Source organism: Bacillus sp. (in: firmicutes), assembly GCA_012842745.1.
Lineage (GTDB): Bacteria > Bacillota > Bacilli > Bacillales > Bacillaceae_J > Schinkia.
The window spans coordinates 1-13,647 of sequence record DUSF01000039.1 but is presented as its reverse complement, the minus strand read 5'-3'; the positions used below and the strand labels follow the sequence as shown (position 1 = coordinate 13,647).

Here is a 13,647-nt window from a genome sequence, read left to right as displayed (position 1 = left end):
ATTTCATTATAGTCAAAAAAATAGAAAACCGAAATATAATATAAAAATTAATTCACGCTTATTCCCCTTGAAAACTAATAAGAATTCCGCAATATATCTAAACTGGTGTTCTGTTTATTCACGACTTATAAAACTTTAATTTAACATAATACTTGATTTTTTAATTACAAATTTTTTAAATTACCAAAAATAAAATAAAAAAACCCCCTATAAAGGAGATTCATCAAAAATTATATAGATTGTCCAACCAAACGCTTCGTCTTTAACAGTGCTTTTATTTGGGTTAATAAGACTATTTCTCCGTGTTGATTGGTTACGTTAAATTTTAATGTGATTTTCCCACGCTCAGGATTGGATGAATGCGTTAAATCAGCCACTTCCACTTCTGTTGTTAATACATCGTTCATTCTAACCGGTGCTGTGAATTTAACATAATCAAGACCTTGCCCTACAATAAACTCATTCCCAAAGTGATTTAGGCGAATCCATTGTCCCCACATTGAACTTAGCGTCAGAAAGCCTGAACTGATGATTCCATTGAACATGGAATTTTCAGCAAATTCTTGATTAGTATGGATTGGATGTGGATCATAATTCTTTGCGAAAACTTCCATTTCCTCTGATTTTACGATAACAGGTTCGCATTGAAATCTTTGTCCAATTTTAAATTCTTCAAAAAACATTGTGACGGGTTACCTCCATTGTCTTTTTATATTTTATACATAAGTGTAAACCTAATTTTTAAATTCGTAAACAAATTTGGTTGTATGGAACAGGGGATCCCTCTTCTTTCCAAAATATTTTTTGTGCAGGGGAATTTTAAGCCACTGATCGAACATACATTTCTCGTATTCATTAGGTGTGTGATAGTCAATAGTTGAATGAATTTGCTTTGAGTTATAGAAAAGTTCAATATATTCAAAGAGTGGTTTTCTTTGCGGCTCATGCTGCCTATCATTCATTTATTTTTTAATTATGTTTACAGTGTCTTTCTTTGCTTCTCGAAAAGCTGGTGCAACTTATCCAGTAACGGCAGCACTTTCTTTTACAGCTGCAAGTAATAACTTTGAATTAGCCATTGCAGCGGCAATGGCTGTATTTGATATAAACAGTGGTGCTGCATTCGCTACAGTTATTGGACCGTTGGTAGAAGTCCCCGCCCCCATAGCTATTGTCAATGTAGCATTACGATGGGAAATTAAATATTTTCGAGCAACCATACAATAACAAAATCAGGAGGAACTACAGATGTCGAACAAAAAAACGCTCTATTTATTATACACAGGAAATTCATGCCGAAGCCAAATGGCAGAAGGAATAGAGGGAGAAAAAAGGGCTGTTTTCCAGCGTATCCGTGATGAAATAGATGAAAGAATGAAGCATTTCGCTGAAACAGGAGAATAGAGAAAGTTTTTTTGTGATTTTTAAAATTTTAGCAATGCAGCTTGTTCTGTAATATCTTGGATTGCGAATTAACCTGCACCTTTAATGTAAGCCATTATTTCACATTTACCTTATAGTACAACTTTTTTTCGTTTCATCGTATTTTTCCAAAGGAATAGTGAGGCAATGACTAAAATTAAAACCAATAGGATAAAAGTATAGACACTATATTTTGATACTAATTCATGAACAACTTCCCATTCTGGACCAAGGTATTTTCCTAACGTAATAAAAGTTATACACCATAAAGCTGCACCAGAAAAGGCAAATAGAGAGAACCTTTTGATTGAATAACCATTAATGCCGGCAAGATAGGCTGTAACGTGGCGAATGCCTGGAATAAAATAGCCAATTACAAGTAAATACGGTCCAAACTTGGAAAATAACTTTTTTGTTTTAGCAATTTTAGACTCCGTTATATGGATTTTTGGACCGAACTTGCGCAAAAAAGTCATACCTAATTTCATTCCTAAAAAGTAACTAAGTGATATTCCGACACATGCTCCTATAAATGCAAACAAAATGGAAGGCAGATAAGACATTCTTCCCTGGGAAACATTATAACCGACATAAGTAAGGAGAACTTCATCGGGTATAGGTAATCCTATGATCCCGCCAACTAACGCGAAAAAGATGCCAAAATAACCAAAATGTTCAATAATGTAATTCAAATGTTGCATGATAATTCATCTTCTTTCAATGATTAAAGTTTTTTTATTACAAAGAGTATTTGTTCCCTTTTTCTGAATTATTCTTCTCTATTTCTCTTATTAAACATGATTTCTAAGAACATTTTCTCATTTCAATGATTATTTTTCCTAGGTATAGTAACTTTTTGTTATATTTGTTGGATTTTGTATAATGTTATTTTATATTGCCAAGGTAGTGGAATTAAAAATGGAGAAAAAACATTATTTGTGTCATTGGTTATCGCTACAAACGAAATGAGTAAAAATATCCGTCAACTATTAAATGAAATCAGCTTTGTTTCTGGCTCCATCGCTAGCCAAAGTGAAGAGCTGGCTCAATCTTCCAATGAAGTAAATGCAGATGCCCAACAAATCGCAACGACCATGCAAGAATTGGCAGCGGGTACCGAATCCCAAGCATCAAGTGCAAGTGAATCGGCTTCTGTTATGGGGACTTTTGCTCGTGTGGGTTTGAAATAAAATTTGATTAAAATTCGTGGGCTTTATTTTGTGATTCTCCCTACTCAATGAAATAAATTAAATTTCCCCTTATCCTATCGATTCATGATTAGCCGTAAAAAACCCCCTTTTTGCCTACTGTTGTCGTGTTGCAGGGGCAACTATTTATGTGATAGTATACCAACTAATAGATTGCACAAAAACATTCCTATATTAATTATTAAGCAATCCATAATCTGAATTTAAATGTTAAATTAACTGGGAGTGAATTGAATGTTAACAGTTAACCGAGACGACAAAAGTCCTATATGGCAGCAATTGCTTGATCAAGCCATTCATAATATTACAACTGGAAAATGGGTAGCAGGTTCCTTACTTCCTCCATCTCGTGAACTTGCTTTATTAGTTGGCGTCTCACGCTCAACCATACAAATAGTTTATGAGGAATTATTCAGTCGCGGGTACACTGTGACAAATCGACGCGGTGGTACAAGGGTTAGTGAGTGGGGATATAAAACCAACTCTTCAGAGAGTATTATAACTCAAGGACCTTCTACGCCAGAATTACCTATGTTAAATTCTGCAGTCGACCTGTTGCACAGCTGGTTTAGGGTCAAAGAAAGTCAAAATGTCGAAATCGATTTCTGCCCCCATGAGCCGTATTTGGACGAGCATTTTCAAAAAAATTGGAGACAATCGTTTTTACAGGCGTCATCAAAAGCAGAACTAGCCCGTTGGGGTTATGGTGAGGCTTATGGCTTCGTGCCACTACGTGAACAAATTCAACGTTACTTGATATTCGAACGGGGAATCCACGTGGATATAGACCAAATTATACTAACTTCAGGTGCGCAACATAGCATAGATTTAATAGCCCAAGCCCTATTACATGAAGGAGAAACGGTTTCTGTTGAAGATCCTGGCTTTCCTGCTGCTTGGATGACGATGAAATATCGGGGTATGAATGTTGCTCCTGTCCCTGTCGACGAATACGGGCTAAAGGTAGATTGTCTTCATCCTCAATCCAAACTTGTCTTTGTTACTCCTTCACACCAATGCGCAGTTGGGGTCATTATGTCTGAACCTCGCAGACAACAATTGTTACACATGGCTGTTCAAAATCAATTCTGGATCGTTGAGGATGATTATGATGGCGAATTTAGATATCGCGGTGGACCACTTCCAACCTTGTTTAGTCATCAACCTCAAAACACGCTATATATGATGAGTTTTTCCAAAATGATTGCCCCTGGTATTCGAATATCAGCGATCATTGGTCCAAAAAAGGCGATTCGCCAACTAGCCCAAGTACAAGAATTGACCTATCGCCATCTTCCGATTATGGAGCAATTGACACTTGCTCATTTTATCGAACATGGTCATTTTATGCGTCATATGAGAAGAATAAGAACTGTATATCGACGTAGACACGAAGCCATGACAAGGGCGATCATCGAAGCTGGGCTAAGTGAACGTTTTAAACTAAGTGGCACAGAAACCGGATTGCATATGCTTCTTGAAACCGAAGAATCGTTTGATGAAAAAACCGTGACATACCAAGCGCTCGATAGAGGGATACGTGTTTATCCACTTAGTACTTATTGTATATGTAGTAATCGAAAAGGATGGGTACTGGGCTTTGCTAAAGTAGATGAAGCAGCTATTGAGAAAGGGATTTTCCGTCTTGCGGAGATACTTCGGTAGTAAAATTATCCATTTTGTTAGACTTATCAAAATGCATATAGTAAACCACTACTAGACTATTCTTACTAATCGTAAAAAAAGCAAGACTATGATTTCTCCTTACTACATGGGATCATAGTTTTGCTTTGAATCTTTATTAGCAATCTAAAATTACTGTACCTTTATTTGTTTTCTTAGAAATTGCCTATTAATTAATAAATGTGCCCCTAAACCAGCTACAAGTCCCCAAAATGCACCTCCAACTCCTAGTATTGTAACATTTGCAGCTGTTGCTAAAAAAGTAGTAGTTAATTAACGCTCTAAGCATAATGTATTATGAGATGTTAAAAAACTACCATAAATATGTTTTTAATCAGTCCATAATTAAATCTCGTAATTATCATTTTAATTTAATTACCAGTCTTAACCTTTATGGACTGATAAATTTTTATAGATTTGGATATATCATCCCAATCCAATTGTCGCTATACTTCAGACAAGAATAAAAAAATATATTCATGCTTCCATTGTGAGATTAATACAAATGCAACGTCCATAAAAGGTGGATAGCAGGATAAACGAAAAGGAGTGTATTCAAATTGAATTCAGTACGTTATAAAACTCGCCAGTGTAAAGATCAAAAAAAAATTGATGATTTTCTACGCACTTCGAGGGTTGGCCACCTTGGTCTAGCGGATGGAAAACATCCATATGTAGTTCCTCTAAATTATGTGTGGTTGAATGACCAAATTTATTTTCACGGCGCAGGAGAAGGTAGAAGGAATCAAATCTTGAAGGATAATAATGAAGTCTGCTTCACAGTTTGTGCAGAATACGGTACCATTACTGATCCTGTTCCAGCAAAGACAGATACAGCATATATGAGTGTCATGCTTTTCGGAGAAGCTACGCTTGTCATGGATTTAGAGGAATCGACAAATGTGTTGCAGGAGATGTTAGATAAATACGTTCCAGGTTACTATACCCATCCACTTTCTAAACTACATGTTGATAAGTATAGATCATCCGTTTATGGATCGGCAGTCCAAGTTTATAGAATTAAACCGCATCATCTAACAGCAAAAGAGAGTCCTATTAAAGAAGAAAAGATGTTTAAACACAATTCTTTTTAATAGCTACCTTATAGAAGCAATAAGTTGCAATTACGGAAATGGGATGTTCACACATAAAAATCTTTGTCAAAAAGTAAGAATAAAAATATGAAGAAACGATTATATAGTCACTTTATTTTCCAAGCCTTTCCGATCCTTTTTTTATCTTTTCTACTACTTATTTCACTTTAAAAAAAAACCGAAGGTCTGCTGAAGTCAATCAGAAAACCTTCGGTTTGGGAACGATATATTTCCAGTTTTTTAGACAAATACACTCGTTTTTTGGGCGGAAACACCTGCCAACGCTGCTTCATCGGCTATGACAGTCACATTAGAATGATTGTGTAAGATTGAAGCTGGGAAATCTTCACTGACTTTGCCATCTAGTAACATTCGCATTGCTTCTCTTTTTCCTTCTCCTGAAACAAGCAACACAATTTCCTTGCTTTCCATAATAGTCGCAATTCCCATTGTAATCGCTTCTGTTGGCACTTCTTCAAGGTTGTTAAAGAATCGGGCATTGTCTCTTCGAGTTTTATCCGTCAGCTTTACAATATGGGTCCTTGATTGGAAGGACGTGCCTGGTTCATTAAAGCCGATATGACCATTTGCGCCAATACCTAATAGTTGGAGGTCAATCCCACCATGCTCTTTAATCAATTGCTCATATGTAGCGCATTCCGTTGAGCTATCCTTCAAGTTGCCGCAAGGAACGTGAGCATTTGCCTTTTCAATATCAAGATGATTAAAAAGGTGATCATTCATAAAAAAACGGTAACTATTTTTATCACTGCCATCAAGTCCAATATACTCATCTAGATTGAAGGTTGTAATGTTTCGATAAGATGTTTGATTTTCTTTATGATTCTTTATAAGGTACCGATACATTCCTTCTGGAGTTGACCCAGTTGCAAGACCAAGTGTCATAGTAGGTGAACTTTGAATTTTCTTTATAAAATAGGCCGCAGCTTGTTTACTTAATTCATCATAATCTTTAACTTTAATAAGTTTCATTTAAATATTGGCCTCCTCTGCCATAAGAAACGAAGCCACCGCAAAGCGGAACCCCAACCATGTCCCGTAGGGGCCACTCCGTCTTGCCCCGCTTTATTTCCATTAGTTATTTGCAATTTTTATAAAAAAATCATACTTAACCGTTTGTCGAAAGAGTTGCCTCTTTGTTTTCGCTTAAGCTTACGGCTGTGAGTCAGCCGGGAGGCATCCGCCGATTTTCGATAAACCTCCACCTCGTCAACTATTCTCTTCTCCGTTCAGAATAGTTCTGGCGCTTATGGGACTATAATTTAACAACTACCCACCTTTCCATTTCAAAATTAATATGGTAGTAAATCAACTTAATGTTACATTAGTCTCTATTAAATCGTCAATTTTTTTATTTTTCCTGTTTTTAACATATTAAATTGATATATACAATAATAAAATATGCATAAGCAGACCTTTACGTGTCGCCTATGCATATTTTTTATTATTATTCAGCTCCAAGTTCTTCTTGAACTACTGCTACTACCTTATTCACGTAGTATTCACAAAGTTCTTCTGTCTTTGCTTCTGCCATTACGCGAATGAGTGGCTCAGTTCCAGATGGTCGGACAAGCAAGCGACCATTTTCACCCATTTCGGCCTCTACTTCTTTAATTATATTTTGTATTCGTTCATTTGATTGTGCTAATGTACGATCAGTAACGCGTACATTTATTAATAGCTGCGGGTATTTATCCATTTCCTTCGCTAGTTCCGATAATTTTTTATTCGTAACCTTCATAATATTTACGAGTTGAATCGCTGACAGCATGCCATCGCCAGTTGTAATATAGTCTAGAAAAATGATATGTCCAGATTGTTCCCCGCCTAAATTATAAGTATGCTTGCGCATTTCTTCCATTACATAGCGGTCACCGACAGCTGTTTGCACACTTTTTATGTCGTTAGCATCAAGTGCTTTATAAAATCCGAGATTGCTCATGACTGTTGAAACAACGGTTTGTTTATTTAATCTGCCTCTTTCATTTAGAAATTTCGCACAGATATACATAATTTGGTCCCCATCAACGATTTCGCCATTTTCGTCAATCGCAATTAAACGATCACCATCCCCATCAAAGGCAAGGCCAATATCCGCTTGTTTTTCTACCACAAATTTAGCTAGCTTTTCAGGATGGGTCGAACCTACTCCATCATTAATATTTAATCCGTCGGGATTCACGCCCATTGTTGAAATATCCGCTTCTAAATCAGCAAACAAATGTGGTGCAAGTGAGGATGTAGCTCCATTCGCACAGTCTAAAGCGACATGTATACCAGATAAATCTTCATCAACCGTTTGCTTCAAAAATTGCAAATATTTTTGACCGCCCTCGAAGTAATCATTGACCTGACCTAAATTAGCCCCAGTTGGTCTTGGCAACGTGTCTTCAGCTACATCTAATAGCTTTTCAATTTCATTTTCCTGTTCGTCAGATAATTTAAAACCATCTGGACCAAAAAATTTAATACCATTATCCTCAACTGGATTATGGGAAGCTGAAATCATCACACCTGCTTGTGCTCCTAAAGCTTTTGTAAGGAAAGCGACACCAGGTGTTGAAATAACACCTAATCTCATAACCTCGGCCCCAATAGATAATAATCCAGCAACTAATGCACCTTCTAGCATATGACCGGAAATTCGCGTATCACGGCCGATTATGACTTTTGGTGCAGGGTTATTTTTCGTTAAAACATATCCACCAAAACGACCGATTTTAAACGCTAGCTCCGGTGTTAATTCGCTATTGGCTACACCCCGAACACCGTCGGTACCAAAATATTTTCCCATTTTAAATCGCTCCTTTGTAATCAAACCATATTCAATACTCCAGCTAATCATTCACTATTTCTATAAGAGCTTTCGCGGGATTTATTTCCCATCTAATGTCTTGTGGGCCTGAAACGACCTCAATTGGCATTTCATATTCACCCTTCGAAAAACCGCCCGCATTTAATCTCACATCAAAATCATCAGGCCCGATATTATCTAGTACTCTTCCAGCGCCAAAGACCTTTAAATTAACAAGCCCATCTTCCGGGGTAACTAAAGAAATGCCTTGGGTGTTGGGGACGCCATTAATTTTTATTGGCACATTTGTTAAAGTTTTGCTTTCTTCAGGCTCTACGTCGACTTTTATAGTCAAAATTTCCGGTGTTACCTTTATTGCCCCAACGGGTACTGGCACTTTTAATTGGATAGTTTGATCCTTATCTATTTTCGATAAATCAACCTCTAGGTCTTCAATCATTTTAATTTGATCAATATCCTCCTTTTTTCCATAGACTGTGATCTCGGTTGGTGTTACTTCAAACGATTGAATGCTAAGACCTTTTGGTAAATTACCCTTGCGATTAATTTTGTAAGGAACTTTTTTGTTAGGAGGGCTTATTGGCACCCTAACTTCAATAACTGCAGGAACAATTTCTAACTTCAGTTCCTCGCCATTATGGTCGAACACTTTTAACGGTATATCAGCTTTCACCGTATCACTTGCTCCAGCAACATCTACATATCCTTCCACAAAACCAATCTTTTGTACCTGCTCTAATGAGCCTCTTATCGCAACGCTATTCGGTACAGAAATTGGCTGCTCAGTAACATATCCTTCAGGTAATTTATCTTCATTGATGACTTGAATTTTTACAGACATGATTTGCTCAACTTTTTCTTGTATCATTACATCGACAGTGGCTGGGTCCGTTTTTACCGTTAAATTTTCCGAAAAGCCGCGGTGCTCCACACGGACTTTATGAGAGCCTATTGGCAAATTTCGCAAATCAACAAAAACCTCATAATCCCCTTGGGCCTCCATCGCTCGAATAACACTGCTAGTACCCTCCACATACACATTGACAGTTTGCGGGATGCCAGACACAACATACTTATCCTGATTAAAGTAAATTTTAAGTGGAACATTGGACAGTGCTTCTGTTTTCCGGCTTACCTGAGGAAGACTTCCTACCGGCGCAGGACTATTTCCCGACTCCATATTAACATTTGCCCAAAGCATTAATGCTAAAAATAGAGACAGAATTCGAATAAACCATGGGCTGTTTAACCATTGATCAATCTTCAATTTTCTTCCCCCTCCAATTCCAGCGTGATGAGGAAGCTGCCTTCGCATTTATTGTTAACTCCTCTGTTAACATTTCTTTTAATTTATCGTTAGTTAGAGTACGATATAACTCACCATTTTTCGTTAAGGAAATAGTCCCCGTTTCTTCAGAAACTACGATTGTAATACTATCTGTTACTTCACTAATCCCTAGAGCTGCACGGTGGCGTGTACCTAACTCTTTGGAAATAAACGGGCTTTCGGAAAGCGGCAAATAACATGCTGCTGCTTTTATTTCATTTTCTTTTATAATAACTGCACCATCATGTAATGGTGTATTTGGAATAAAAATATTAATTAATAGTTCAGATGTAACTTTGGCATTTAAAGGGATGCCTGTTTCAATATAATCCCCCATCCCCGTTTCACGCTCAATTGACAACAAGGCTCCAATCCGACGTTTAGCCATGTATGTAACGGATTTCACAATTTCATCTATTGTTTTTGTAATCATTTCTTCCTCAGGAATAGCACTTCTAGAAAATAACCGGCCACGGCCCAACTGCTCAAGTGCCCTTCTAAGCTCTGGCTGAAAGATAATGATAATAGCCAAGAAACCCCATGTTAAGGCTCTGTCCATTAACCATTGCATCGTTGTTAAGCCAAAAAAACTGCTTAAAAACCACACCGCAATAATTACTAAAATGCCTTTTAGTAATTGGACAGCTTTTGTTCCACGAATTATCATGATTAATTTATATATAACAAAGGCAACGAGCAAAACATCGATGGCCTCTCCTAAGTAATCTAAAATGGGAAAGTCCCTTGAAGGCATTTTTACACTTCCTCTTTTGAAAAAATTCCTGTAAAGCCGATAACGTTCCTATTATATCATAGTTTGTATAGATATACCTTTTTTGAAAAAGCACGTAGACGATTAATTTTTCATAAATTATTGCCACTCAAATCTTAGATTATTCCAAAATAAAAGGCTATCCTTATTGAAGATAGCACGTTACTTATTGTATTAAGTTTTTTCTTAATAAAGCTTGCTAAAAAAACTTTTTGTATTGTACCAAATCCAGCCAAAAACCTCATCAATTTCTTCGATTTCTCCAGTTACACGGCCAGCGGATGCAAGATATTGATCACCGTTGATGACGATGACGTTCCCTCGTACTTCACCTTCTATTTTTAAATCACCATTCCGTACAATAACGTCTCCTTCAACAACTTCCCCCTTTGGAACAATAACCGTATGGTCTTGAACCTGTAGATTTGGTTGTTTTGAAACGGATAACTCTGTATTGCTATTCCAAGTTGAAAATACGCTTCCTGCCATTAATAGTATAAAAACGGCTGCCGCAACTAGCATCGGATGGGCTTTAAACAACCTTTTATAAGCAACGATTGGTTTTTCTTTTGGCAGTTTAGCCATTATATTTTCTGTAAAATTCAATGGTACCTGCATATGTGTAGTGCCTTGAACAAAGGCGATTGTCTTTTTTAGCTCCCGAAAATGGCTCTGGCACTTTGGGCATTCGTTTACATGTTTTTTAAGTTGTATCTCCTCTTCCACACTTATTTCTTCATCTAGGAATTTATGCATCAACTCAACATAGGTTTGTGAACATTGCATTTTTTTCACCTCTCTAAACGTCACGTAATCTTTTCCTTAATGCTTCCCTTCCCCTATGTATACGAGTTTTTACTGTCCCAATTGGTAAATCAAGTATTTCTCCAATTTCCTTTAATGAGAGCTCTTCGATATATTTCAAGACGATAACAGACCTGTACATTACTGGGAGTTCATTGATTCCTTGTTGAACCCATTCCTGAAGCTCCAGACTTTCAATCATCTCCTCTGGTTGTGGGTCATTTGATTCTAATTGCGAATACATTGTCAACCCCTCTGTACCCGCGATTTCTGCATCTAGGAAGTAGTCTGGTTTTTTCTTACGTAAGCGGTCAATTGAAAGATTCGTTGCAATTCGATATAACCAAGAGGAAAATTTCCGATTCAGATCATAACTATCAATATTAGTATATGCTCTTATAAAAGCCTCCTGTGCAATATCCTCTGCATCATGGCGATTTCCAACCATTCGATAACAAAGCTGAAACACTTTGTCTTTGAAAAGCTCGACAATTTCAGCGAATGCATTTTGGTCACCTTTCTTGACCTGTTTTATTCTTTTTTTTATTAAAGTATCCATTTACCTTTTCCCTCCGCAACTAGCGGTTATTATTATTACGGTTAACGAGACAGAAAAGTTTCATTTATTATCATAACATTTTTTATTTTTTACGTGGATAAAAAAGGATATTTATATTTATAATTGTTTGGGTTTTTATAGTGAAAAGAAGCGGTAGGATGAAAACGTTGTAGCAAGCAATTGAGGATACTAGACTTCCATTAGTAAAAGTTAGTACCCCCTGTCTTTCCCATTTATTTTAGTTTTTCTCCAAATAATGATCCCATTAAAGCAACCGCTAAAGAAGCTGTTTTATTCTTTTCATCTAAAATTGGGTTAACTTCTACAAATTCAGCCGATGTAATCATCTTTGCTTCAGCAAGCATTTCCATTGCAAGATGGCTTTCTCTATAACTTAAACCACCGATTACAGGTGTCCCTACACCTGGGGCATCACTTGGATCTAATCCGTCAAGATCAAGGCTTAAATGAATACCATCGGTTCTAGCCGACAAATAGCTGATTGCTTCCTCCATAACAGCGGTCATACCCATGCGATCAATCTCATGCATCGAGTAGACGCGGATCCCGTTTTCACGAATAAGCTTCTTTTCCCCATCATCAAGTGAACGTGCTCCAATAATTACGATATTTTCTGGCCTCACTTTTGGCGAATAACCAGCGATATTTATTAATTTAGGATGACCTAATCCAAGACAGACAGCTAATGGCATACCATGAATATTACCGGATGGGGACGTTTCAGCTGTATTTAAATCTCCATGAGCATCATACCAAATGACACCTAAATTTTTATAATGCTTTGCAATCCCTGCGATAGAACCAATTGCAATACTATGGTCACCACCAAGAACTAACGGGAAACGTTCAGCCTTAATTACTTCATCTACCTTTGCAGCTAGCTTCTCACTTGCATCGGCAACTTCTTTTAAATTTTTTAAATTGGTATCTGTTATTATTTCTCTACGTGGAGGTCGTTTTATCTCAATGTCACCAAGATCTTCAATATCATATTGTAAGGCTTCTAAACGTTCAACAACCCCAGCATAACGAATGGCGCTTGGCCCCATATCCACTCCCCGTCTAGTTTGCCCTAAATCAACTGGTACACCAATAATAGATATATTTTTGTTCATGTACATTCTCCCCCCTGTTTTTAAAAACTATTAAGCCCTGTTATTATTATTTGATACCATTATTTAACGGAGCTTATTTATATAATAACTGCATTGGTAGGGATGACTCAACTCGACAGGATTTTGAATATATATGCATTAGAAATATAGTAAAAAACGCTTAGAACAAATATGCTCTAAGCGTAATCTTATGTATATTGGTGGAGACTAGCGGGATCGAACCGCTGACCTCCTGCGTGCAAGGCAGGCGCTCTCCCAGCTGAGCTAAGCCCCCCAGTAACCATTTTATAAAATTGATGGAGCGGAAGACGGGATTCGAACCCGCGACCCCCACCTTGGCAAGGTGGTGTTCTACCACTGAACTACTTCCGCATATATAATTATTTCTTTATGTAGTAATTGATATAAATGGTGGAGGGGGACGGATTCGAACCGCCGAACCCTCAGGGAGCGGATTTACAGTCCGCCGCGTTTAGCCACTTCGCTACCCCTCCAGCCTATGGTGCCGGCTAAAGGACTTGAACCCTCAACCTACTGATTACAAGTCAGTTGCTCTACCAATTGAGCTAAGCCGGCAATAATGAATGTTGGTGACCCGTACGGGATTCGAACCCGTGTTACCGCCGTGAAAGGGCGGTGTCTTAACCGCTTGACCAACGGGCCAAAAAAATCGTTCAAAAAGCTTCCAACCGGGCTCGAACCGGTGACCTCTTCCTTACCATGGAAGCACTCTACCTGCTGAGCTATGGAAGCATGGCTCCACAGGCAGGATTCGAACCTGCGACCGATCGGTTAACAGCCGATAG

14 protein-coding genes, 6 tRNA genes and 1 pseudogene are annotated in these 13,647 nt (G+C 37.6%); 4 read left to right on the top strand and 17 right to left on the bottom strand.

Annotated features, from left to right (window positions below):
* Nucleotides 1–230: 230 nt before the first annotated feature.
* Together GX497_10330 and GX497_10325 are read right to left on the bottom strand one after the other, a co-directional pair.
* Nucleotides 231–683, bottom strand: coding sequence for a hypothetical protein (locus GX497_10330; GenBank protein HHY73599.1), 453 nt, complete (start codon nt 681–683; stop codon nt 231–233).
* A gap of 336 nt (nt 684–1,019) precedes the next feature.
* Nucleotides 1,020–1,220, bottom strand: a complete 201-nt coding sequence (locus GX497_10325) for a hypothetical protein (protein HHY73598.1) — start codon at nt 1,218–1,220, stop codon at nt 1,020–1,022.
* Nucleotides 1,221–1,248: 28 nt separating this feature from the next.
* On the opposite strand from GX497_10325, the gene GX497_10320 reads away from it, so the two are divergent.
* Nucleotides 1,249–1,404, top strand: coding sequence for a hypothetical protein (locus GX497_10320; protein HHY73597.1), 156 nt, complete (start codon nt 1,249–1,251; stop codon nt 1,402–1,404).
* A gap of 110 nt (nt 1,405–1,514) precedes the next feature.
* Here the strand turns inward: GX497_10320 and GX497_10315 are convergent, their stop codons facing one another.
* Nucleotides 1,515–2,123: a DedA family protein gene (locus GX497_10315; GenBank protein HHY73596.1), complete on the bottom strand. Its 609-nt coding sequence runs from the start codon at nt 2,121–2,123 to the stop codon at nt 1,515–1,517.
* A 237-nt stretch (nt 2,124–2,360) separates the two neighbouring features.
* Between GX497_10315 and GX497_10310 the strand changes: the two genes are divergently transcribed.
* Nucleotides 2,361–2,612 carry a hypothetical protein gene (locus GX497_10310; GenBank protein ID HHY73595.1) on the top strand — a complete coding sequence of 84 codons (252 nt, stop codon included), beginning with the start codon at nt 2,361–2,363 and terminating at the stop codon, nt 2,610–2,612.
* A 252-nt stretch (nt 2,613–2,864) separates the two neighbouring features.
* Nucleotides 2,865–4,295 (top strand): PLP-dependent aminotransferase family protein, encoded by a 1,431-nt coding sequence (locus GX497_10305; protein HHY73594.1) that lies wholly within the window; start codon nt 2,865–2,867, stop codon nt 4,293–4,295.
* A gap of 150 nt (nt 4,296–4,445) precedes the next feature.
* Here the strand turns inward: GX497_10305 and GX497_10300 are convergent.
* Nucleotides 4,446–4,577, bottom strand: a pseudogene (locus GX497_10300) (benzoate transporter).
* Between the two features lie 296 nt (nt 4,578–4,873).
* On the opposite strand from GX497_10300, the gene GX497_10295 reads away from it, so the two are divergent.
* Entirely contained in the window at nt 4,874–5,407 is a 534-nt protein-coding gene (locus GX497_10295; protein HHY73593.1) for a pyridoxamine 5'-phosphate oxidase family protein, read from the top strand.
* 240 nt (nt 5,408–5,647) lie between these two features.
* Here the strand turns inward: GX497_10295 and nagB are convergent, their stop codons facing one another.
* The 13 genes from nagB to GX497_10230 all read right to left on the bottom strand — a co-directional run bounded on the left by nagB (nt 5,648) and on the right by GX497_10230 (nt 13,594).
* The gene (gene nagB, locus GX497_10290) at nt 5,648–6,400 is read right to left on the bottom strand and encodes a glucosamine-6-phosphate deaminase (protein ID HHY73592.1); all 753 of its coding nucleotides are present in this window, start codon (nt 6,398–6,400) and stop codon (nt 5,648–5,650) included.
* Nucleotides 6,401–6,875: 475 nt separating this feature from the next.
* Nucleotides 6,876–8,222 (bottom strand): phosphoglucosamine mutase, encoded by a 1,347-nt coding sequence (locus GX497_10285; protein HHY73591.1) that lies wholly within the window; start codon nt 8,220–8,222, stop codon nt 6,876–6,878.
* A gap of 43 nt (nt 8,223–8,265) precedes the next feature.
* On the bottom strand, nt 8,266–9,510 hold the full coding sequence (locus GX497_10280; protein ID HHY73590.1) for a YbbR-like domain-containing protein: 1,245 nt from the start codon (nt 9,508–9,510) through the stop codon (nt 8,266–8,268).
* The gene (locus tag GX497_10275) at nt 9,500–10,324 is read right to left on the bottom strand and encodes a TIGR00159 family protein (GenBank protein HHY73589.1); all 825 of its coding nucleotides are present in this window, start codon (nt 10,322–10,324) and stop codon (nt 9,500–9,502) included. Before GX497_10275 ends, GX497_10280 begins: the two co-directional genes overlap by 11 nt.
* Nucleotides 10,325–10,528: 204 nt before the next feature.
* On the bottom strand, nt 10,529–11,128 hold the full coding sequence (locus GX497_10270; GenBank protein ID HHY73588.1) for an anti-sigma factor: 600 nt from the start codon (nt 11,126–11,128) through the stop codon (nt 10,529–10,531).
* Nucleotides 11,129–11,141: 13 nt separating this feature from the next.
* On the bottom strand, nt 11,142–11,705 hold the full coding sequence (gene sigW, locus GX497_10265; protein HHY73587.1) for an RNA polymerase sigma factor SigW: 564 nt from the start codon (nt 11,703–11,705) through the stop codon (nt 11,142–11,144).
* A gap of 233 nt (nt 11,706–11,938) precedes the next feature.
* Nucleotides 11,939–12,841, bottom strand: coding sequence for an arginase (rocF, locus tag GX497_10260; protein ID HHY73586.1), 903 nt, complete (start codon nt 12,839–12,841; stop codon nt 11,939–11,941).
* Nucleotides 12,842–13,039: 198 nt separating this feature from the next.
* Nucleotides 13,040–13,115 (bottom strand) — tRNA-Ala (locus GX497_10255).
* 23 nt (nt 13,116–13,138) lie between these two features.
* A tRNA-Gly gene (locus tag GX497_10250) sits at nt 13,139–13,213 on the bottom strand.
* A gap of 37 nt (nt 13,214–13,250) precedes the next feature.
* Nucleotides 13,251–13,335, bottom strand: a tRNA-Tyr gene (locus tag GX497_10245).
* 6 nt (nt 13,336–13,341) lie between these two features.
* A tRNA-Thr gene (locus GX497_10240) sits at nt 13,342–13,417 on the bottom strand.
* A 12-nt stretch (nt 13,418–13,429) separates the two neighbouring features.
* A tRNA-Glu gene (locus tag GX497_10235) sits at nt 13,430–13,504 on the bottom strand.
* A 17-nt stretch (nt 13,505–13,521) separates the two neighbouring features.
* Nucleotides 13,522–13,594, bottom strand: a tRNA-Thr gene (locus GX497_10230).
* Nucleotides 13,595–13,647 lie beyond the last annotated feature (53 nt).